This window comes from Nostoc sp. (genome assembly GCF_036919555.1).
GTDB lineage: Bacteria > Cyanobacteriota > Cyanobacteriia > Cyanobacteriales > Nostocaceae > Nostoc.
In genome coordinates this window covers 1-21,844 of record NZ_JBALCS010000043.1, presented here as the reverse complement: position 1 = coordinate 21,844, position 21,844 = coordinate 1, and the positions used below count along the sequence as shown (strand labels likewise).

Genomic DNA, 21,844 nt, shown 5'->3' with positions numbered 1-21,844 from the left:
AATTTTACTGTAGCTAAGAGCAAGATTCTGAAAGCAAGCTTGACAAAAATTAACATTTCTTTGTTTGGTAAATATCTAATTGAAGTGAAGCAAGCAGTTAACTTTCAACCAGTGGGAGGAGTGTCATAGCCTGTTGGTAGGTAGCAACGCTACTTAGTTATATTTTTTACATACTTAATTCAGCCAGAGTTTAGAGATGAACACTAAAAATCAGCAGCGCAATCCTGTGTTATTGGTACACGGTCTTGACGACACAGAGGCAGTTTTCCATAAAATGAGGGTATATCTCATACAAAGGGGTTGGTCTGTATATAGCTTGGATCTGGTTCCCAATAATGGTGATGTGGGTCTGGATGAGTTGGCAAAGCAATTAGCTGATTATGTTACAACCACCTTTGCCTCAGAACAACGCCTAGATTTAGTAGGCTTCAGCATGGGAGGAATTGTCAGCCGTTACTATGTCCAGCGACTGGGAGGAATTAACCGCGTACAGAGGTTTATCACCATCTCTTCGCCCCATAATGGAACTGTAGTTGCTTATGGTTCCTGGCGTCCTGGTTGTATACAAATGCGCCCTGACAGCATTTTTATCAAGGATTTAAATTCTGATGCTGTAATATTGGGGCAGCTAGATTTTACGTCTATCTGGACACCTTATGATTTGATGATTGTCCCAGGGAATAGTTCACAAATGTCTGTAGGACGCGAAGTAATAGTACCAGTTGCTCTACACCCTTGGATGCTGACAGACTCCAGGAGTTTAGCAGTAGTCGCAGCAGCTTTAGCAAAGCCTATTAAGCTACCCTTGCTGAACAAAAAATCCAGTCAGTAGCTAGAATGCTCCCCACGCTTGCATTTCTTAATTTTGAATTTTGAATTTTGAATTTCTTAAGTCCTATCCCCAATTTGCGTATGTTCGTAACTCCCAAAAATCGCCTCTGCGTGACGATAATACTTGAACTCCATTAGGTTATAAAAAGGATCTTCTAAAAAGAAAGTGCGATGCTCAAGAGGAGAACCAACAAAGCGATTTTTGGTTCCTTCCCGAAAAAGTAGCTGTTGTTGTTCTGCCCTTTCTAGTAAGTCTTGCCAATCACGTTCTTGGGTAAAAATTAGCCCAAAGTGTCTGGGATAGATTGTGTTTTGCGGTATCAATGGTTTTTTGGTGACGTGAGCCACTAATTGATGACCGTAGAGATTGAGAATCAGGGCGTGATGGTTTTCACGACCAGGAATACAGCCCAAGCCATCCACGTAATATGCTTTTGTTTGGGCAATGTCAGTCACAGGGAAAGCAAGATGGAATAAAGTTTGGCTCATAGCTTGTGTGGAAAAGGCTAGGGGTTGATGCTATCTATAATTTATGCTGTTAAGTCTTAATTGTGGTCAACTTGAACACAGTTTTAATTGACATTAACTTATATCCTTTATCCTGATGACTAAGATTGGGGACTGAGTAACACTTGAGTTGCTGGACATCCAGCTATACTAATTTACGTTTGCATGGGCAGAGGCTTAGGAACGTAGATTTAATAACTTACAACTTTTTTAGAGTGCTTTGGATGCGTTAGGTACTCGAAGAATCCACCCAACTACACAGAAGTTTTGCATTTTGTTTAATCCACGTTCTTTAGTCAATATTGCAGTGTATATCTAAGATATTGTTTGTGGTTTTGCACTCAGCTTTCAAGTCTACGCCGACGCTATTCAGTTAATAATACAAACATATTACTTTAGCTGGGGAGGTATCAGAGATTAAGCACTAAGCATGACAAATTCGTTATTCTGTTGATGTTTAGACAAAATTACTCATGATTAGCTGATGTCATCCTTAATTAATTCTGTAAATCCCTGGTTGGTGGCAGTAGGATTAAACACAATTCTATTGGGTTTAGCTTGGATTGCTCCGAAAAAGCTGCTTACCCCTGCTGGATTATTCCACGCCTGGTTTCTGTCCATCCTAATTTGGGTAACTCTAGGCTGGCAAGGATATGCAATAGTAATGTTCTATTTTCTGGTTGGTTCTGGCGTTACCCGCATCGGTATGGCGCAGAAGGAGGCAGAAGGAATTGCCGAAAAGCGTTCTGGGGCAAGAGGCCCAGAAAATGTTTGGGGTTCGGCTTTGACTGGGGCGCTATGTGCCTTAGGCGTAGGGTTGATCAATTCGGGATTTATTGTACTTAGTCCTCAATTTCTAGCAACTAATCCCCAGTCCCTATTGTTGTTAGGCTATGTAGCGAGTTTCAGTACCAAGCTGGCTGACACCACTGCTAGCGAAGTTGGTAAAGCATATGGTAAAAGCACCTTTCTAATTACCACACTCCAACCAGTGCCTCGCGGTACAGAAGGAGCGATAAGTTTGGAAGGAACTTTAGCTGGGATCGTGGCTTCTGTAGCGATCGCATTTGTTGGTTGGGGAGTTGGTTTAATTGATCTATTGGGAGTGGCTTGGTGTGTGCTGGCGGCATTTATTGCCACCAACTTAGAGAGTGTAATTGGGGCAACACTGCAATCTAAGTATAGTTGGCTGACCAATGAAGTAGTAAATATTTTCAATACATTAATCGGTGCGATCGCGGCTGTGCTACTTGCCTGGACATGGATAAGTATTATTAAGTAAACCTGTGAGCATAAACAATTACTGATTAAGGTCGTGTATGGGACGATTTTTCTACGTCAGTTTCGACAACTTTGGTAACAAAAGCAAGGCAGTAGCTCGACTTTTAGTAACTGGCGTAGAAAACGGGCAATAAACAATATTTAATATACTTTGGTTTATTTTTGCCTATCTACCTACCTGATTATTTCTCTGAATCCATAAAGATTTGCTTACATAACTTGCTTTGCCTGACAACTGAATATTTTCAATCCTGTTTTGTCGCCGCTAGACCGTAAAACTAATCATGGCAAATTATTTTATTTCCTAGTCACAGCAGATTTCAAGGAAGGTGAAGTACACAACGATTCGTTTCAAAGCCTGTTTGACTTCTGAATTCTTGTTTATATAATTTTTTGAGCATTTAGATGTAATTAGTTCATAGAATCTTTATCATATTTATCCATCAATCACCAGATGATCTCTATATGATTTAATTTAAAAGTTCTATAGGTGTTTAATCATTTTCACATAAAAAGTTTATGGAATCTTTATCATTTTTGACAATCAATGACCAAATAATTTCTATTGAGGAAGCAGTAAAGTATCTGCAAGCCTCTGGAAAATTAGGACAGTTCATTGGAGATGTTCTCCGCCAGTACGTAATTGAGGAAGAAATCCGAATCCGAGACGATATTGAGATTGGTACAGCAATAACTGAACAGGCAATAATTGACTTTAGGCTGAAAAATCAACTGACTGATCCCCAAACTTTTCAAGAGTGGTTAAAAACCAATAACACAGATTACGCTAGCTTTTACACATCGGTTAGTTTTGGTTACAAGTTAGAAAAGCTGAAAGCTGTAGTGACCGAACCAAAACTTCAAGAATATTTTATGGAACGCAAAATTTTTTTGGATCGGTTAGTACTGTGCCGAATTGTTGTTGATAATCGAGAATTGGCAGACGAACTCCGAACCCAAATTGAAGAAGGAGGTAGTTTTGAGCAACTAGCTAAAGAGTATTCACTTTCAGACGACCGAATTGTGAACGGCATGATGGGAATCATCAGCCGAGGCAGTATGCCGGATATATTACGGGCAGCTATTGATGTGGCAAGTCCTGGAGAATTGGTAGGACCAATAGAAATCGTTGGCAAAGACTCTCCCCAAGGAGAAGGGCCTTATGGTTTGTTTCGAGTAGAACAATTTCTGCCCGCGTCTTTAGAAGATACTCAATTAAAGCAAGCACTACAAAATGAGTTGTTTGAGAAATGGCTAGCAGAGAAAATTCAAAAACTGACAGTCAAATTACAAGTGAGTTAAAAATTCTGGATAATGAATCTTTACGATTAAAAGTGCTAGCTTCTTTGCCTTGGAATCAGCCACCGCTATGTTGGCTGACTCCCGAACAACAATCCAAGTTGCAAAATGAGTCCCAAACCCGTCAGTATCGTCTTGGAGAAAAAATCTGGTCAAACGATGTTGGCGGTTATCAATTCTTAATTGTGGCTGGGAAAGTCCGCTTACGAGAAGAAGGGGTTAGCAAACCTTTAGCAGCCCTAGAAGTGGGGGATTGGTTTGGTGACTTACAAAAGGTGTCTACAGATTTTAAAGCTGTAGCTGCTAGTAAAGAAGTGATAGTAGTGTGTTGGGATACTGCGCTGTGGGCAGAATTTTCTCACCCACAAATTCGGGAGTTCTGGCAAGTGTTACCAGTAGGCATGGAGGGAGAAAAGGAGACATTTTCCTTCTCTTCCACTCCTTTACTACCGCCAGCCTCGAAGGGGACTTCTAGCCCCCACAGCCTCCAACCCCAAAGAGGACTCCCAGCCGCCAATCTCATCGTCTCAAATTATCCGTTTGTTGCCAGTTGGAACAGCGCTGCTGCTTGTTTAACAATGGTGGCGCAACAGTTAGAAAATTCTGTGCAACTGGAATGGGTGCAGCGTCAACTCAGAGGACAACGCCCAAAACAGGTTGTGGAAGCAGCAGAAAAGTTAGGGTTAGTGTTGCGGCGGTTACAAGTGAGTTGGGGTGAGTTGCGACAGCTGTCATTTCCAGCTTTATTGTTGTGGAATTCTGACTCACCCCAGAGTCCATCTTGGGTGGTGGCCTATGGAGTTAAGGGCGATCGCCTAATTATCGCTAACCCTCTAAATCCCGAACGGACTTGTGAAAGCTTGCCGCAGTCGATAGTTGAGGGGTCTTGGGATGGACAATTGTGGCAAGTAGAACTGATATCCCAGCAAGAAAAATTTAACCTCAGTTGGTTCACCCCAGCAGTTTTGAAGTATAAGGGATTGCTAACAGAAGTATTGTTAGCATCTTTTACCTTGCAGCTTTTGGGGTTAACAACACCGCTAATTACCCAAGTCGTCATTGATAAAGTGATGGTGCAGGGGAGTTTGCCGACTCTCGATGTGATGGCGATCGCACTTTTGTGTGTAGCCATATTTGAGTCGATACTGGGCATTCTGCGCCTATTCATCTTTACCCATACAGCCCGTCGTCTGGATTTGAGTTTATCAGCACAGCTATTTCGCCATCTGATGCGTCTGCCTTTGGCTTATTTTGAGTCGCGGCGCGTCGGAGACACAATAGCACGAGTCCAGGAACTTGAACAAATTCGTCAGTTTCTCACAGGTACAGCATTAACTGTGATTCTAGATAGCATCTTTGCTGTGGTGTACCTAGCATTGATGTTTTACTATAACATCCCACTCACCTTTGTGGCCTTAGCAGTACTGCCGCTATTTGCCACATTGACGATAGTTGCAACCCCAATTCTGCGTAACTGGCTCAACGAAACCTTTAACCGGAGTGCCGATAGTCAATCGTTTCTAGTGGAGACAATCACCGGGATTCACTCCGTTAAAGCCCATGCAGCAGAACCAGTAGCCCGCGATCGCTGGGAAGGCTTATTTGCTCGCTTCATTCGCACAGGTTTTAAAGCCTCTACTACCTCCAATATCAGCAGCAACATTGGTGACTTTCTTACCAATTTGTCCACCATGCTGATTCTCTGGTTTGGTGCCAAGTTAGTCATCGATCAAAAACTCACAATCGGACAGCTAGTTGCGTTTCAAATGCTGTCTGGTAGAGTCACAGGCCCACTTTTGCGTTTAGTACAGTTGTGGCAAAACCTCCAACAAGTGCTACTTTCTGTAGATCGCATTGGTGATATTCTCAACGTCCCTCCAGAAGCCGAACTGGGAACTGGCTTAGTTTTACCACCCCTGAAAGGACAAGTCACCTTCGAGCAAGTATTTTTCCGCTACCGTCCCAACTTTGAAGCAATTCTGCGGGGAATCTCTTTCAATGCCGAACCAGGGCAATTTGTTGGCATTGTCGGACGTAGCGGTTCTGGTAAAAGTACCCTGTCTAAACTATTGCAACGCCTCTATCAAATTGAATCAGGACGCATCCTGATTGATGGTTTTGATATTAAAAGTGCCGATTTAGCTTCACTGCGGCAACAAGTTAGTGTAGTTCTTCAAGAAGACTTTTTATTCAACGGTTCCATTTTGGAAAATATCACTCTCGGTACTCCCGACATTACCGCAGAGCAAGTAGTAGAGGCGGCAAGATTAGCAGTAGCCCACGACTTCATCAGTCAATTACCCTACGGTTACGAAACCAATGTTGGTGAACGTGGTACCGCTTTATCTGGCGGACAGAGACAACGTATTGCCCTAGCAAGGCTATTTCTTTCCCAAGCGCCGATTTTAGTTTTGGATGAAGCTACCAGCGCTTTGGATAGTGAAACTGAACAACAAGTACTGCAAAACCTGCAAAAAGTTTCCGCTAATCGTACCGTGTTCTTGATTGCTCATCGCTTTGCCCCCCTCAAACGTGCTGATTTGATTTTGGTATTGGAGCAAGGTGTGATTGCCGAACGTGGTACTCATTCACAGTTGTTGCAACAAAAGGGTTTGTATTGGTCACTATATCAACGGCAGCAAGCAAACATTTAGTAGATTTAACTAGCTTTTAACTTGTGCCTACTTGATGTCTAGAAAGCGGCTTAAGGATAGTCTTTGGCGAATGGAGCCTAACTCCATTCGCTTCTTAAGTGTGCAGGAAATGTGACTGAGAGCAATGAAACCAACAACTTTGCTAGTAAAGCGATCGCCATTATCAAACCAGACTTAATATTACAAAACGCTGTAGCTCCCAGTACAACAAACAACTGCTCGAAGCAGGGGTAATAAAATCTAATGTCATAACGCGAATATTTGCCTAATTTTGCAATTAAGTTTGGATTTCATCTTTAGCGGGACTCGCAGTTGCAGTCTGTGGAGCGAACCTAAGACCCGATGAGCAAAAGCTTAAAGGGCAGTTGCGAAAAACCCGTAAGGGAAGGAAACAGAAACCTAAGTCGTGAGTCTTAGGAATCCCTGTACGTTTACGTCAGGGAGGATGTCAAGAAGACACATCTAAACCATAATTCTGAGGACTATCTACACTCCTCCAACGCAGATAAAGCCTTCACTCTCTCGCCACTGCAAATACAACGACAACATAAGCAACATTACTACACGTTACAATTTAGTCATCAAAAACCTATCGTGGCTGGTACTCTTTGCTGGTGGCGTATTTCCCTGCTTGATCACACTTTATTCCAAAAATTAACCCCATTGTGGCTAAATTTAAACTCCAATCACCTTTGGCATTTAGGTTCTGCCAACTTGTGTATTACTAGTATTCAAGGCACACCACAATCAACTCAACCTTGGGCAAATGCTTGCACCTACGCACAATTGTACGAGCAAGCATCAGATAGCGATCGCACTCTCAATTTCACCTTTACTACACCTGTATCATTTCGTCAAGGTGGATATGATAATGTCCTTCCTATCAAAGAATGTGTGTTCAATAGCCTTTTGAGTCGTTGGAATAAATACAGTGGGATAGAAATTTCTAGTATTCCCCTTGAATCAATTTATTCAAGCGGTTTTGATATAAATACTGAGGTTGTGAGCAACTATGAAAGTAAGTTTATAGGTTGTGTTGGAAGAATTAGCTATCGGATTTTGGGTGATGTTGAAGCGATCGCAATTAAGCAAATTAATGCTTTAGCAGATTATGCATTGTATGCAGGTTTGGGGCGGAAAACAACGATGGGAATGGTACGCCGAGTATAAATTATTCTTTTACACAAATTAGGTTATGAATAAAACTGATTATATTTCTATCCCTGCGTTGAATCAATATGCGTTCTGTGAAAAATGGACTCGTTGCGTTGACCTGGACTGAGGAGAAAAGTTATTGGTTTGCCTTTACCTTCACAACGGATGTGTATTTTTGTACTGAACCCACCGCGAGAACGACCTAGTTTCTCATCTTCGTCGCCCCCTTTTTTCCACCTGCGGCGTGAGTAAAGGGCGCGTACAACTGTTCCATCGACATAATGAACCTGCCAATCAAGGTTTCCCTGTTCATCTGTAATCGCTTGCAGATGTTCCAAGATTTGGTTCCAAATTCCGGCTTTTTGCCATCGGTAAAACCGCGTTGCGATACTCTCCCACTTTCCATAACGTTCTGGCATATCCCTCCACGGTGCCACTGTTCTGAGTATCCAGAGGATGCCGCGTAGCGTTAGCGAGGAACGAGCGTCTGCTCATGATTTGGTTTACCCGTTTTGGGTTTTTGTGGTGGCAGTAGCAGTTTTAACCTCTCCCACTGTTCGTTACTTAAGCCTCCTCGATTCATCAACTCACCCTGTCTGCGATCGCCTATTTTTTAGGATATAACGAGTTTGAAAACACGCACTAGGGGGGTAGGTTTCTGAGCTTTTGATGTTAGCAATAATACTTTTAAAACATCCTCTTAACCAGAGAGCCAGGATAAACCATGCGATCGTTGCTTTACTATAGTTAAAAAATGTAAGTTTTTTTAGCTCTTGCATAACTCTCCAATTAAGCTCTGATAACTCATTGGCATTGTTGAACAACAGTTATTCAGAAAGCGAAAATTATGAAACTTTACTATCGTGGTCTAAACTACGAATACGACCGAAGCAAGGTTAGCAATAAAACAGAACAGCCCTTTGAGCCAGTTCCTCAACTTGGGCTAGCTTATAATCTAATGTACTGTGGCGTTACTTATAGTCTTGATCCGAATTCCAAACCGGCGGAAGTTCCTCTAGCACCACTAGCCGATAAATTGAGCTTTCGGGGAATTACCTACTTTGTAAATAAAACTGCACAGGAAGAAGTTACCGTAGTCTGTCAACCAGCAAGCACTTCAAAAGTTGGGGCACTGCCGATTTCTGAGGAATTATTAAAGCTTCAACAATAATATAGCAGCAAGCGGATCTGAAGTTTAAAAAGTCATGAACTTATAGTACAATCCTCAAAAAACCTTGGAATTTCAGCACTAGCTACCTACTTTCTTTCTCAATAAACCTTGCCAAAGCTGGTAGTTGTGCCAAGATTAATTTGAGGATCTTAGGCAAGTGAGACAATGTTAGGACATTTATTAGACGGACGTTACCAAGTCCTCCAGGTCTTAGGTAGAGGTGGATTCGGTCAAACCTACATAGCCCAAGATACCCATCGGCCAGGTTTCCCGAAATGCGTTGTTAAACACCTAAAGCCCGTCACTCGTAGCCCTGAATTTCTCGAAACTGCCAGACGGCTATTTACCCTCTTCTAAGAAACAGAAATGTTTCTTAACATCCATAGGAAATGCGATCGCTTTCCTCGGACGCTTATATCTTATAATTTTCTGCATATTATAATATTCAGCGGAGTGTTTCTTAAATGTTGAAAGGTTTTATGGCTCTTGCTGCCTTTAGCACAGCCTTTACAGTAGTCAGTCTTGTTTTTGCAGCCCGTCAAGATATTAGTACTTTTTTTAACGTAATGTTGTTTAACATAACCTAAGCAACGAAGCTGGTTTCTGAGTTTGTCCAATATTTATTTATACCTGTTAGAAAGCATTTCAAGAATATTTAAATAAATATTAATTTTTTGCTGTAATATAACCTATTTAGGCAGCAGTCAAACTTATCTAAATTAGCCCTGAAAGCCAAGTTATTTCCTTAACCATAATTAGTGATGTTTGTGCGATTTCCCCGTCGTTTATTTCTGTTTAATCTGCTAGGTTTGACATTTGCTGCCTGCCAACCAACAAAAAAGTTTGAGGGCACGTTAACTATTGGTGTTATCAACTATGGTGGAGGCGAACAGATAATTAACCAATATGCTAAATTCAATAGTTACTTGGGTGAAAAGACAAATACATATATTCAGCTAGAGCCTGCTTTTAATGAAAATAGAGCGGTTGAGCGCCTTGAGGCTCGTGCTTGGTCATTGGTATTTGCTCCACCGGGTTTAGCGGCGATCGCGATCGCACACTACCAATATGTTCCCCTATTTCCTTTAATAGGTATTAGTAATTTGCGTTCAATTTTCGTTGTTCGCAAAGACAATCCAATATCCGACTTAAAACAGCTAGAAGGTCAAATAGTGGCTTTAGGTCAGTTAGGTTCCGCAACAGGATATTATTTTCCTCTTTACAATCTTTATGGTACAACACTGGCACAGATACTATTTGCACCCACACCCCAAGCCGCGCTAGAATTGGTCGCACAAGGAAAAGCGATCGCCTGTGCTGTCTCGGAGGCTGAATTGAGTCTCTACGGTTCACAATTAGACCCAACCGAATTCCGCATACTATTTAAAGACCCTCACTATGTACCATTAGGTGTGGTCTTAATTGGGCCTAATATAGAACGTAACCGTCAAGAGTTTATCCGCAAAGTGATCAGAGATTCGCCTTCAAGTTTAGCTCAAGAAGTGGGGTATGTACCCAATGGACAAGTACCAGATTACAAATACATGATTTCTCTGGTTGATCGGGTAAGCTCGATTAGTTCCAAGCTGCAAAAAAAGCCTGTTCGTTTATTTTGAGTAAATTAACGTGAGTTCGACGAACCCTCCCTGCGTTGAACTAAAGTTCAAGTCTGTCCCTCTGGGAGTCGGAGAGGGACGGTTTTACTACTTAAAACCAGGGAGAGGTCTTTTGTTCAACACTATATGAGGCATCGAATTCACGTTAATTAAGCGTGGAGGTATAGCATCTCCAATTTAAGTTGTAGGGTTTGCCCGCTTGCGATTAAGCGCTTTATTGTGATTACGCTACTGTAAATACATTTTTTCCATTTTCAAAACGCATTAGCTCTAGCACAGTTTCTTTATACTCTTTAAAATTAGAATTTCTTTTGATATGGTAGGTTCTCTCAATGGGTAAATCTATAATTAGTTCAGTTTTAATGCTTCCAGGATGTGAGGTGAGGATATAAATTCGCTGTGATACAAAAACTGCTTCCTCAACATCATGAGTAATCATAAAAATAGTTGTACCTGTATTTCTCCACAACTCCAGAAGAAATTGTTGCATCATCTCTTTTGTTTGGGTATCTAAGGCACCAAAGGGTTCATCCATGAGGAGAATTTTAGGCTGAGATACTAGAACACGAGCGATCGCTACTCGCTGCTGCATACCTCCTGATAGTTCTTTGGGTAGTGCCTTAGCAAATTGAGTTAAGCCTATCACATCTAGGTAGTAAGAAACCTGCTGTTGCCTTTTGAGCTTGGGTACGCCCCTCAGCTTTAACCCAAAGCCAATGTTATCTGCTACAGTCATCCAGGGGTAGAGAGAATAGTTTTGAAACACCATACCCCGGTCTGCTCCTGGACCTGTGACTTTCACTCCATCAACCCGTATTTCCCCAGCCGTGAGAGTATCAAGTCCCGCAATCAGGCGTAATAAAGTCGTTTTCCCTGAGCCAGATGCCCCGACAGCACAGACAAATTCACCTTCTTTGATATGGATATTGATGTCTTTGAGGGCAACAATTATACCGTTGTGGGTTTGAAATTGTTTATGAAGATTAGCAACTTCTAGATGCATAAACCTATAGTTATAAAAGACAAATTATTTCGTTGCCCACCGACAAGAAACTCTCAGTAATAGTCGGAATAACAAGTCAATTCCCAAACCAATTAAACCGATTACAATTAGTCCAGCAAAGATTTCATCAGTTCTGAGAAAACGTTGAGCAACACTAATTCTTTTTCCCAATCCTTCGGTTGCTGCTACTAGTTCCGCTACGATAACTAAGTTCCATGCTGCTGCCATATTCACTCGACAGGCATCAATGATCGCAGGCAGGAGGTAGGGAAAAATTACCTGTAACAAAACTTGATTGCGCCTTCCTCCCAAGGTATATGTAGTTTCAATCAATTCTTTGGGAATAAACTTCACCCCATCCATAATCATCAACGTATTAAAGAAAAGGGTGCCGATAAAAATCAGTAGAATCTTTGGCAGTTCATCCAAGCCAAAATATAAAATTAGCAGTGGAATGAAGGCAGGCGCAGGCATATAGCGAATGATGCCAATGATCGGTTCTAAGACGCACACTAGCAAATGTTCCCATGAGTGTCCCCACAGGAATTGAAATGACTGCTGCTAGGAAAAAACCAGTTAGCACCCGAAACATACTGAACTCGATGTCTTTGAGCAATGTTCCATCTGACCAGAGTGTCTGAATTGCCGCTAAAACTTGTACAGGGGTTGGTAGGAACATAGAATTAGTTCCAGGCGTAGTGGCAACCCAGCTAGAGACAATCCACCACAAGCAGATCGGCATGACAAGGGACAGAATGACCAAAATCCCAGTCAATCTTTTAGGAATATCTTCTGCAATCCGCAAAAATACTGTTGGTGGTAACATTTGCGGCTGAACATCAGTAGATTGACTCATGCGATTGCTCCTCCATATGTCTTACCCATAACATCCTCAAACCTTTCCAGCTTTATCAGCGTAGGCTTTGACAAAGCGGTCATCAAATAGTTTGCTTAAGTCTGGTTTCTGCTTAATCAGACCACTTTTTAATAGAGACTTACTAATTTCCTTAGCGGTGAAGGATAAGGAAGTTCTGTCATTACCAGGAGCAAAGGCTTTAAGATTTTGTTCTAAGGTGAAAATAATAGTACCTGCTTCGTATTGTTGGTATTCCTTTAGACTAGTGCCCGCTCGTTTGGCAATGATTTCTGTTGCCTTCTGTTTATTAGCTGCGATAAATTTGAGGGTTTCAAACCATGTATTCACTAAAGCTTGTACATCCTGGGGTCGTTCTTGAATCATCTTGCGTGTAACCACCAAGTGATCAGAAATCGCACCGGGAAAGTCAGTAGAAGAGAATAAAGTCTTACTTCCAGGAAGTAATAATGCTTTGCTAGTAAAGGGAGCAAATACGCCAACTGCATCCAATTTACCAGCCGTAAAAGCTGCCGCCGCCGCACCAGTCTCCAAAGGTTGAAACTGAATATCTGCTTGGGTCAAACCTGCTTTTTCTAATCCTAATAGTAATAAAAAGTGGTCTACCGTTCCCTCTTCTGCTGCCACCTTTTTACCTTTCAAGTCTTTGATACAATTAATTCCTTGTCGCACAATAATTTGGTCATTGCCTTGAGAATTATCATTCGTCAGCACAATTACCAAATCTGCTCCAGCCGCCACTGAACTGATGGTGTCATTGAGAGTCTGGCTATTACCATCAAGTTGAGTTGTAGCTAAGGCATTGATGGAATCAAGATAACCATCAAACCATTTCAAATTTGCTTTGACTTTATTAGCTGTAAATAAATCTTGTTCTTGAGCCACCTGCCAAGGAAACCAACCAGGCCAAGCACTAAACCCAATTTGAATTGACTTAGTTGTTGACGGATTAGAAGTAATGTTTGAAGTAGGTGTTTGGGAGGCAGTACAACTGACTGTAACTATTAAACTGACCAAAAAAATACAAAACCAAGATAGTATGGTCAGAACTTTCATTAAGTCTCCTTTTTATAATTTGCAAGCTAAACTGAACAACTCAATTAGGATTATTGACTTCAGTTAATTGATCCGAACTAGGCGAATTTCCGTGCGTTGGTTGCGGGGGTCATTTGGAGAAATGCCGGGTAGCAGTTGGCTAAAGCCTTGACCCTCAACCACAATATTGTGCTTGATATTTTGCAAACGGAGATAATTACCTACTACCTGCGCTCGTTGTTGGCTAAGTTTTTGGTTAAAGTCAGCAGAGCCAATCTGAGACGTATGCCCAATTACTCGCACAGCTACAGTTTGTAGGTTGAATTCCGAAATTTCCTGAGCCAACTGATTCAGTGTTTGCTTACCCTCGTCCACAAGTTCAGCAGAGCCAATGGCAAATTTCACATCTCCTCGTACTTGCAAGTTGCCAATATTAGGAGCAGCTTTAATTTGGTTAGCATTGAGTTTGTTATTGGAGGCAATAACTTTTCCTTTCCCTGTTAGTCTGTCTGCTAGTTCTGGGTTATCGGCACGCACCAAGTCAATCAGATTTTGGCTATTGCTCGCAGCCTTAGTAATGAACTGAGAGGTAAACAAATCTTTGGGATTCTCAGGAACCTGATTCAGTTTACCTGCCAACGTCAAAACCGCAGCCGTAGAACCAATTCGTTTCTCTAACGTGCCATTTGTTAACCAGTCTTTAGCTTCAAGAGCGGGAAAAAAGTCAATACCTTGTAAAACAAAATTTGCATCGCTGGGTGATAGTTTGCCATCCTCAGCAATCTGATTTTGGAACTGCGAGGTATCACGAAGATTGCTATCAATGCGACGATAGTAAGCTGCTAGAAATTCGGAAATTTTCTCAGGTTGAGATTGAATAAGCTGATTGGAGGCAACAATCACATCTACAATTGCCCCAGGTACATCTTTACTAGATAAGACAACTGTATACCCCTGCTGTCGAGCTTTGGTGATATAAGGCTCCCAGAGAACAGCAACTGCTACATTTTGATTGGGGTCTTGCAAAAGTTTCCAAGCAACAGATGCATCTGCTACCTTATTCACTTGAAAATCTGACAACTTGAACTGATCAAATTTAGTACTTAGCATCAGAGCTAGATATTCACTGGGGGTATCACCAGCGAAAGTAATGCTCAACTGCTTTCCCTGCGATCGCATCTGCTGTATTAATAGATTAAGATCCAGAAGTGATTTCAAGTTAGAATACTTTTTTGTATTCAAAACCACCGCATCTGCGCCCACTGTGCGATCAATTAGTCCGACAATTTTCCCCTGAGGTTTTTGTTTGAGAAATTGATCCAGTGTCGTTACTAATAAGTTAGCTTTCCCCTGGTTCAAAAGATCAGATCGTTTAGCCTGATCGAATTCATCCTCATAATGCAGGTTAACTCCCGATTCTTTGTTAGATTGAAACTCTTTACTCCGAAAGGTACTGTAGCCACTAAAGGTATCACCTAAAAGAGTTAATTGTTCGGTTTTACTAATGTTATTTTGTACATTCGGAATGAAGTTGAATGATTTTTTACTTAGTAACCAAAAACCACCTATGCCCAAACCAGCAGTAATAGCAATAGCTAAAATCAATACTAATGGATTATTAGAGTTACTATTTACAGATGAATTCTGCTGAATTAGCTTCTCTCCGCAAATTTCACACTTTTTTAAACTTGGAGAGTTACGGTCATGACCACACTTAGAGCAAGTAATATAGTTGTGTTCGTTTAGCATCTTTTTATCTCGCTTCTGTTAATCCCAGTTCTGCCTGTATATTGGCTTCCATAGTGGCAACTTGTTTGTTAGTCAGCCCTAATTCTTCTTGAAGTTCAAGCAACTGTGTCTGTTGCTCAAAATCAATTTCAGTATTGCTTTCTAGAAAAGCTCGATACATCAAACCATACTCATAGAGAGCTTGTTGCTGAGAATGCCCACAGGAGAATTTAGCAATAATTTGGTCAGAATTTGCTTGAGAAATGCCATACTTTTGGCGAAAATGCTCTAGCATTTGTACTTGAGTTTCAGAAGGATTGCCGCGTCGGTAACAGGTTTCTACTAACTTCGTGAACTTTTCCAAATTACTATCCAGGTGTTCAGGTGTTTTAAAGTTTGCTGGTGAAGTTTTGGGAAGTTCAGCAGATTTTTGTACAGATGCAGATATAGTCTCAGCAGCGATAAACAAGCTGTAAGTCTTTACGTAACCCTCGATCGCTACTTCCTGCTTACGGTAGTTAGCATTGTCCTTACCACCCGCAAGAGTCTTTTCTAGTTCTCTCAGATGTGCCATAAGTTTTTGATAAAGCCCCTGTTTTTCGGCTTTTGTAACCGCTTGTTGACCGACATTTTGGAGTACATCTTCCAAAATCTCCCGTACTCTGCGATTATGGTCACTAACAAGATATTCTTCGGCTTCTTGCCAGTCATTTCCCAGAACCTGGGTCTTTTTTAACCCTGTCAATTTGTCTTGATAGTGAAAACGTATTTCCGAGTATTTACTAATTGAATTTTCTTCCTCAACCACTAACCCAAAAATTTGAGCCAGAATCAGGTTTTGTTTCGCCTGGACTTCAGCTTGAGTTGCCGGCATATGGTCTTGAAACTGGCGATAATCCTGATGGGTATGCAAAGGATTCTTGTCTGACTGAGACACAGACCGATAAACTGTCCGCATCCGATCCATTCCCTCGATTAGCCTGAGAGGAAAGGCTCCTATTTCTTGAACAAAGTAAATGTGGTGAGAGTCACCTAAAGGACGAATATCTTTATCAGTAAGTGTACTGGTCTTGCGAATCATCGGGAGTATTATACTTACAGCCGGATCTGTAGGTTTATTACCGCCTTGAATACCGACTATAGTTTGCCGCTTTTCGGCTCTATCTTCCCAACCTAATCGAGCTTGTTCTTGGCTGAAGCGTAAGAAAGGCTCACTTTTTTCAAAGATAGTCTTAATCTGAGCTTCCTGCTGTTCTACAGTTGGGTATTCTTCCAGGAACTTGCGAGCTGTGGAGATTTGGATCTTACCACTGCCGACAAATTCATCTAGAGAGCGATTCAAAATCCGCTCAAACAAATCCTTGAGCCTCAAGTTGTCGAAAGTGTATAGATCAAACAGTTTTGTCCCTAACTCTCCCAATATCTGCTGCGAAATTACCTGACAGATGTTCTCCTGCTTTTCGGCAATGGTCTTGTTATAAATTTGGTCTACATCTTTGCTGTCATAAATTAAAATTCCGTTAACTGTTAGTACTCCAGTTTCACGAATATAAGCTTGTTCTTGATCGAGAAATCGAGCTTTCAATATCTCGCAGTTGCGTTCTAGAGCAGTCAAATCTACCAGCAAACGCTCAATTTCTGCCTTCAAACTATCCAACAGATCTACTGCCAATGTCCGGGCTTTTACTTCTACTTTTGATATATACAGCGACTCAAAAGCCTGTGTAATTCCCCTGAAGTCTTCATCAATCAGATTTTTGCGATTCAGTGCATAAATGAGTTGTTTAGCATGGTCATCTATCTGCTTCAGTAGAACTTGTAAAGTATTTGTTGCAGAATGCTCTTTAGGCAACCAGTTTTTTTGTCTGTCTTGGTCAAACTGGCTACGATACTCTGTAAAGATGTCTAGAAGTACTTCTAGGAAATGACGAGCAAATTTTGGCCCGCGAAAACGGTCTTCAATGATTTTGTAGACAACCTGACGCAGTTCTTGGCGCTTTTGGGGAATCAGTTGGCTCAGGTTATCCCACATCTTCTGAAAGTAATCACTCCAGCGCCTTGGGTCTGTATCACTGTCGTAAAAGTGAGACTTGTATTTATCTTGTTCTACTGATATGAAACGCTGTAGGTTCTCGAAGGGAATATTTAGGTCGTTGCGACGTTTGCGTAAGCCTGCTACCCAATCAGCCACTTCCTTGCTGTAGGGTTTCATATTATCGCCAAGGCTAATACTGTTGAGTAACTGATGCTCATTTTCAGATTCCGCTAATCGTAGATTAGGCAGGATTTCTGTTTTAATCACATCACGCATCGCCGCTGGAGTGGGAGTAGGGTTAGACCACCAAGTAATTAACTGACCTCCTAATCGTAAGGCGCAAGCATTGAGAACCCGCTCTACAGGAAATTGAATGCTCGAAAGCCCGAAACTAATAAAATTCTGAGGATAACCTTTGGAATCAGGACTAGCCCAATGTTTGCGAATATTGTCACGGACAAGTTTTTTGTATTGACTGAACCCAGAGCTAAAGTCCAAAAAAATGTTTTGGGAAACCATTTCCAAAACAGAGTTGAGGCTAGGAAAAGTTACTTTATCGTTGCTGTTACCAACTAGGTAACAGAAGTTAAAAGGTACGTCTTGACTACTTTGGGAACTGATGCGATCGCTCGGATTCGGGCTATACTGAGTTTGAAAACGAGTATCGTTGCGCGAATAGTGGTTTAGCTCCATTAGGGCACTATAGGCATTAGCTACTACCCGATCACCAAGCCCTGCAAAGGCTCCTGGAAGCACTAAATAAGCTGAGGATTGGGGCAAATCAGAAGGAGGAACCCAATCTCGCAAGTTATAGGCAATGTCAAGCACCATACCAGAGCCAGTCCCTCCGGAAAGAGAGCAGACTATGAAAATGTTGACACCTTTATCTAGCTGGACTCCCCAACGATCCAGCATAAACTTTTCATGACCAACAATCCTGGATCTAACGTTATTGAAGCTAGTTTTAATATTTTGGTAGTTCAAAGTGAAGGCAAACTTTCCCAGCGATCGGATTTGTCCGGCTCCAGCTAGGATTGAATCAGTGCCCTTGAGTTGACTGGGAAACCATTCAGCTAAATATTCGTAGGCAGAAAGCTTATTTAGAATAGCTTTAGCGTCTTCCACCTTGGCCCACACCTGTTCAGATGGGCGAAGTGAAATGTCTTGCTTTAACACAACCTGTGGTTCAGAAACCTTTGCATTCTGTTCGGTGTCAATGTGTAAAAATGACAGAATAGGTAAAGCATCCAGGGAGCCGTAAGTCTCTACAATCATTCGGCGGACTTTGATCAGAACTTCCTTTCCTGTTCCTCCCAGTCCAATTACTACGGTGGGAGTCATTCCAATATAATCGGCCATTTGTAACACTCACTTTACTTAAAGTTACTGTATATAGTTTTAGGATTCATATTCTGTAAATATTCTCAAACCGTAGTTGCTATGCGCGAATCTGCACGGACGACAAGCGATCGCTCACATCAAAACCGAGCAAGCATTGCTCTTCTAAAGAAACCTACTGCCAGAACTAATTCGGCAAATACTTCGCCAGTAAATCCTAGCCCTGACCGCCCATCTCGTCCAACATTCTCTCAATCTTCTCCATCGCTAGCGGCGACGGTTTAGAGCGTCTATTTTCCCAACGATTAATCGTGGTATAAGTAACGCCTAGAGTGGCTGCAAATTGTTCTTGCGTAAGCCCAGCCAAAAGTCGCAGATCACGAACGATCTGCCCCACCTCTGGCTGGTTGATAGCCAAGGGTTTTTTGATAGTCATTTAACTTCTAAACTTGATTCACTAGCTTAAGTCGCTAATGCTATATTCTTTGTTACATATTATTCATGCTAAATCTGCACAACCACCGTACATACACTGAAATATGTTTTTATAGTAAAATTTATTGCTTTGATTAAGGGAGTTTTTTAAGTAGACATCTCCGAAAAAGAATGTAGAGACGCGAAATTTCGCGTCTCTACAAGGGTTCTAGATAACGCATATTTAATTAGGACTTACGCATCAAGTACGAAATGTAGTGGCAATTCATGAATTGCCACTACGGTAAATCAAGGCTTTCACTACCTTTTGCGTAAGTCCTGTTAATTTCTGGAGATGTCTAGTGATGTTGAACTTGAATTCAAGCAACGAAAAATTGGCAAACAGCGATCCTAAATAGGGTATTGCTGAAAAAGTAATAATTTACAGCAGAATTCAGGAGCGGAGCGCGGTTCAGGTAATTTTTCTGGTTCTTGGGTATTTTTTTATTTGGAAGTCCCTAGATTCAGTATTTTGCCTATGGGATGCCAATTTTTATAGGAATTGAAGAGAAATTAGGTTTGACGATTAACTTTACTATAGTGCTACGATCTAAGTTTGATTTAAACTAAACACTAATTTCTCAATACAAACAACTAATTTAATTGACACCTAAGACTTAGTTTCCTGTGTCTGTGCGTCGATGATTACACTCCAGTCATCGTTTTTCACCGCAACTTCAAGTTGACGCTGACGTTCGGCTTCACTCGCATCTATTGTTTCTGACTCTTTAGAGAGGGTTGTGTCAGCCATTGCTTTCCGCAGTTTTAGCTTTTTCTCCTCATAGGCTTGACGTTGGACCTCTGACATTACCGCCTTCGTAGCTTCGCCTACTGTGCTAGCCCACATTGCGCTTTCGGAAGCATTACCAGGTGGCGTACTTTCGAGTTCTGCTATCCACACATCTCGCAAATCTTCCATTTCTTGACGCTTCGGGAACTTGAATGCTTGCACGCGGACAAAAGCACACTTTTGCTGACCATTTTGGGTGACATGGCCATTTAAGGAAATCAACACATTCCGAGAATAGCCAATTTGCTGCGTGCGGCGTTCTGCGTCCAATACGGCGTAAACACCTGCAATTTTCGCGTTCTGAGCAGCCGCACTCCAAACCTGAAGGTCAATGATTTCAGTACCATTGTTTGCCAGTTCAGGAGTTATACTCACCTCAATGGCGGCGTGTTCGTCGTCGGAACTGTACAAAAAGTCATGTAGTCCACGGTGGTTTATGGGGACATTTTGATGTTCAATTGGCGAGTTGTGCTGAGTTTCCATTGCAGTTGATCTCCGAGTTATTAATTAGCGATGTCTACGACGAGCTTCTCTACCAGACGCTACGCGTAGCTTGCTTCCCCGTAGGGGTACCCTTACGCAAGCAAATATATGCCCTTAAAATATTGAAGCTTAAATTTACTCACATCTCCAAATTCTTGCTCTTAAAGATTCTGACAAAGCCAAAACAGCTATTAGACTTCCTATGAATCAATTAACGCCTAAAAAGTGGATATTTATCAAACAAAGACTAACTCCTTATTTGTTTTTGCTACCCGCTTTGGTTCTTTTGGGCTTAACTGTGTTTTGGCCTGCACTGCAAGCATTTTACCTTAGCTTTACTCGCTATGAAGATATTGCCCAGCCGCCACAATGGATAGGTTTTGCCAACTTCTTCAAGCTTTGGAAAGATGCAGTTTTTTGGAAAACCTTGGAAAACACTTTTTTATATCTTGTGGGTGTAGTACCAATTTTAGTAATTGCTCCCTTAGTGCTGGCAATTTTGGTAAATCAGAAACTGCGGGGGATGAATTGGTTTAGAGCAGCCTACTACACCCCAGTGGTAATTTCAATGGTGGTTGCGGGAATAGCTTGGAAATGGCTGTATGCAGAAAACGGATTACTGAATCAGTTCCTGAAAGCTTTAGGTTTTTTTCCAGAAGGTATTCCTTGGCTAACTAGCCCAGCCAAAATTTTTGGTATTGTACCAATTTCTCTTGCCAGCGTGATGGCTGTTACCGTGTGGAAGGGACTAGGCTACTACATGGTGATTTATTTAGCGGGGTTGCAATCAATTCCTGCTGATGTCTACGAAGCTGCTGCGATCGATGGCTCTGATGGTATCAGCAAACATTGGGATATGACCATACCTTTGATGAAGCCATATTTAGCATTAGTGGCAGTAATTTCGGCTATTTCTGCAACCAAAGTGTTTGAAGAAGTATACATTATGACTCAAGGGGGACCACTCAGTAGCTCGAAAACGATTGTTTATTATCTATATGAACAAGCCTTCAATAATTTGGAAATTAGCTATGCTTGTACGATTGGGCTAGTGTTATTTTTGATAATTTTGGGGTTATCAATTTTGCGATTAATTATTAATCAGCAAGGGGACGATAATATTACAATCTAATATTGACTTAATTTAAGTAGATTAAATTTATAAAAATCATCTCCGATCATCTGAAAATATTCAAATATCGAGATTCAATGAAAACAGACACGATTTTTTACACCTTATTCCAAACTCTTCTAGGTGTGTTATTTGAAATTTTGGAACAATCCCCATCTCTGGCATTGCACTACCAATTTACCTCAGTAGAAATCAAAGAGTTAGCACGTCGCATCGATGGTTTATTCTTACCCAAACCTGACTTCCCAGAAGACACAATCTATTTTGTTGAGGTACAGTTTCAGCGCGATAATGATATTTACTGGCGAATAATAACAGAAGCTTTCCTGTATATAAATCAATATATCCCTCTTCTGTCACTCTCCGAAAACTTTTGCCATTTCTGAATTCTAGAGCTTTTGTATATGAAGCGATCGCGCGATTATTTTCTAATAACAA

The 21,844-nt window shown here is 41.4% G+C and carries 17 protein-coding genes and 4 pseudogenes; 12 read left to right on the top strand and 9 right to left on the bottom strand.

What is annotated here, in order from left to right:
• The first annotated feature begins 196 nt into the window (after positions 1–196).
• Positions 197–832, top strand: a complete 636-nt coding sequence (locus tag V7K36_RS13035) for an esterase/lipase family protein (protein WP_335116285.1) — start codon at positions 197–199, stop codon at positions 830–832.
• Positions 833–888: 56 nt separating this feature from the next.
• Here the strand turns inward: V7K36_RS13035 and V7K36_RS13030 are convergent, their stop codons facing one another.
• Positions 889–1,320, bottom strand: a complete 432-nt coding sequence (locus tag V7K36_RS13030; protein ID WP_335116283.1) for a VOC family protein — start codon at positions 1,318–1,320, stop codon at positions 889–891.
• Positions 1,321–1,822: 502 nt separating this feature from the next.
• Here V7K36_RS13030 and V7K36_RS13025 point away from each other — a divergent pair.
• From V7K36_RS13025 to cas6, 5 genes and pseudogenes are all read left to right on the top strand, one after another.
• Positions 1,823–2,620, top strand: coding sequence for a TIGR00297 family protein (locus V7K36_RS13025; protein WP_335116281.1), 798 nt, complete (start codon positions 1,823–1,825; stop codon positions 2,618–2,620).
• A 518-nt stretch (positions 2,621–3,138) separates the two neighbouring features.
• Entirely contained in the window at positions 3,139–3,921 is a 783-nt protein-coding gene (locus V7K36_RS13020) for a peptidylprolyl isomerase (RefSeq protein WP_335116280.1), read from the top strand.
• Positions 3,870–6,572 (top strand): type I secretion system permease/ATPase, encoded by a 2,703-nt coding sequence (locus V7K36_RS13015; protein ID WP_335116279.1) that lies wholly within the window; start codon positions 3,870–3,872, stop codon positions 6,570–6,572. The genes V7K36_RS13020 and V7K36_RS13015 overlap by 52 nt, the downstream gene beginning before the upstream one ends.
• A 111-nt stretch (positions 6,573–6,683) precedes the next feature.
• Positions 6,684–6,806 (top strand): hypothetical protein, encoded by a 123-nt coding sequence (locus V7K36_RS13010; RefSeq protein ID WP_335116278.1) that lies wholly within the window; start codon positions 6,684–6,686, stop codon positions 6,804–6,806.
• A gap of 222 nt (positions 6,807–7,028) precedes the next feature.
• Positions 7,029–7,742: pseudogene (cas6, locus tag V7K36_RS13005) on the top strand (CRISPR-associated endoribonuclease Cas6); the annotation flags it as partial.
• A 47-nt stretch (positions 7,743–7,789) separates the two neighbouring features.
• On the opposite strand, the pseudogene V7K36_RS13000 reads toward cas6, so the two are convergent.
• Positions 7,790–8,188, bottom strand: a pseudogene (locus V7K36_RS13000) (IS5 family transposase); the annotation flags it as partial.
• A gap of 386 nt (positions 8,189–8,574) precedes the next feature.
• Between V7K36_RS13000 and V7K36_RS12995 the strand changes: the two are divergent.
• The 3 genes and pseudogenes from V7K36_RS12995 to V7K36_RS12985 all read left to right on the top strand — a co-directional run bounded on the left by V7K36_RS12995 (position 8,575) and on the right by V7K36_RS12985 (position 10,514).
• On the top strand, positions 8,575–8,898 hold the full coding sequence (locus V7K36_RS12995; RefSeq protein ID WP_335116276.1) for a DUF4278 domain-containing protein: 324 nt from the start codon (positions 8,575–8,577) through the stop codon (positions 8,896–8,898).
• Between the two features lie 165 nt (positions 8,899–9,063).
• Positions 9,064–9,246: pseudogene (locus V7K36_RS12990) on the top strand (serine/threonine protein kinase); the annotation flags it as partial.
• 413 nt (positions 9,247–9,659) lie between these two features.
• Positions 9,660–10,514, top strand: a complete 855-nt coding sequence (locus tag V7K36_RS12985) for a phosphate/phosphite/phosphonate ABC transporter substrate-binding protein (RefSeq protein ID WP_335116274.1) — start codon at positions 9,660–9,662, stop codon at positions 10,512–10,514.
• Between the two features lie 223 nt (positions 10,515–10,737).
• Here the strand turns inward: V7K36_RS12985 and V7K36_RS12980 are convergent, their stop codons facing one another.
• The 5 genes and pseudogenes from V7K36_RS12980 to V7K36_RS12960 all read right to left on the bottom strand — a co-directional run bounded on the left by V7K36_RS12980 (position 10,738) and on the right by V7K36_RS12960 (position 18,548).
• Positions 10,738–11,517, bottom strand: coding sequence for an ABC transporter ATP-binding protein (locus tag V7K36_RS12980; RefSeq protein ID WP_335116271.1), 780 nt, complete (start codon positions 11,515–11,517; stop codon positions 10,738–10,740).
• Positions 11,518–11,541: 24 nt separating this feature from the next.
• Positions 11,542–12,343: pseudogene (locus V7K36_RS12975) on the bottom strand (ABC transporter permease).
• Positions 12,344–12,409: 66 nt separating this feature from the next.
• Positions 12,410–13,447 carry an ABC transporter substrate-binding protein gene (locus V7K36_RS12970; RefSeq protein WP_335116269.1) on the bottom strand — a complete coding sequence of 346 codons (1,038 nt, stop codon included), beginning with the start codon at positions 13,445–13,447 and terminating at the stop codon, positions 12,410–12,412.
• 63 nt (positions 13,448–13,510) lie between these two features.
• Positions 13,511–15,175, bottom strand: coding sequence for an OmpA family protein (locus V7K36_RS12965; RefSeq protein WP_335116267.1), 1,665 nt, complete (start codon positions 15,173–15,175; stop codon positions 13,511–13,513).
• Between the two features lie 4 nt (positions 15,176–15,179).
• A complete protein-coding gene (locus V7K36_RS12960) occupies positions 15,180–18,548 on the bottom strand; it encodes a tubulin-like doman-containing protein (protein WP_335116265.1) in 3,369 nt (1,122 codons plus the stop codon).
• A gap of 81 nt (positions 18,549–18,629) precedes the next feature.
• Here V7K36_RS12960 and V7K36_RS12955 point away from each other — a divergent pair, with 81 nt between their 5' ends.
• Positions 18,630–18,812: a hypothetical protein gene (locus V7K36_RS12955; protein WP_335116358.1), complete on the top strand. Its 183-nt coding sequence runs from the start codon at positions 18,630–18,632 to the stop codon at positions 18,810–18,812.
• Here V7K36_RS12955 and V7K36_RS12950 read toward each other — a convergent pair.
• Positions 18,745–18,963, bottom strand: a complete 219-nt coding sequence (locus tag V7K36_RS12950) for a helix-turn-helix domain-containing protein (protein ID WP_334946017.1) — start codon at positions 18,961–18,963, stop codon at positions 18,745–18,747. The two genes, V7K36_RS12955 and V7K36_RS12950, sit on opposite strands and share 68 nt — an antisense overlap.
• Before the next feature lie 648 nt (positions 18,964–19,611).
• The gene (locus V7K36_RS12945) at positions 19,612–20,274 is read right to left on the bottom strand and encodes a GIY-YIG nuclease family protein (protein WP_335116263.1); all 663 of its coding nucleotides are present in this window, start codon (positions 20,272–20,274) and stop codon (positions 19,612–19,614) included.
• Between the two features lie 202 nt (positions 20,275–20,476).
• Here V7K36_RS12945 and V7K36_RS12940 point away from each other — a divergent pair, with 202 nt between their 5' ends.
• Together V7K36_RS12940 and V7K36_RS12935 are read left to right on the top strand one after the other, a co-directional pair.
• Positions 20,477–21,406: a carbohydrate ABC transporter permease gene (locus V7K36_RS12940; RefSeq protein WP_335116261.1), complete on the top strand. Its 930-nt coding sequence runs from the start codon at positions 20,477–20,479 to the stop codon at positions 21,404–21,406.
• Between the two features lie 77 nt (positions 21,407–21,483).
• Positions 21,484–21,792 (top strand): DUF2887 domain-containing protein, encoded by a 309-nt coding sequence (locus V7K36_RS12935; protein WP_335116259.1) that lies wholly within the window; start codon positions 21,484–21,486, stop codon positions 21,790–21,792.
• The last annotated feature ends 52 nt before the right edge of the window (positions 21,793–21,844 follow it).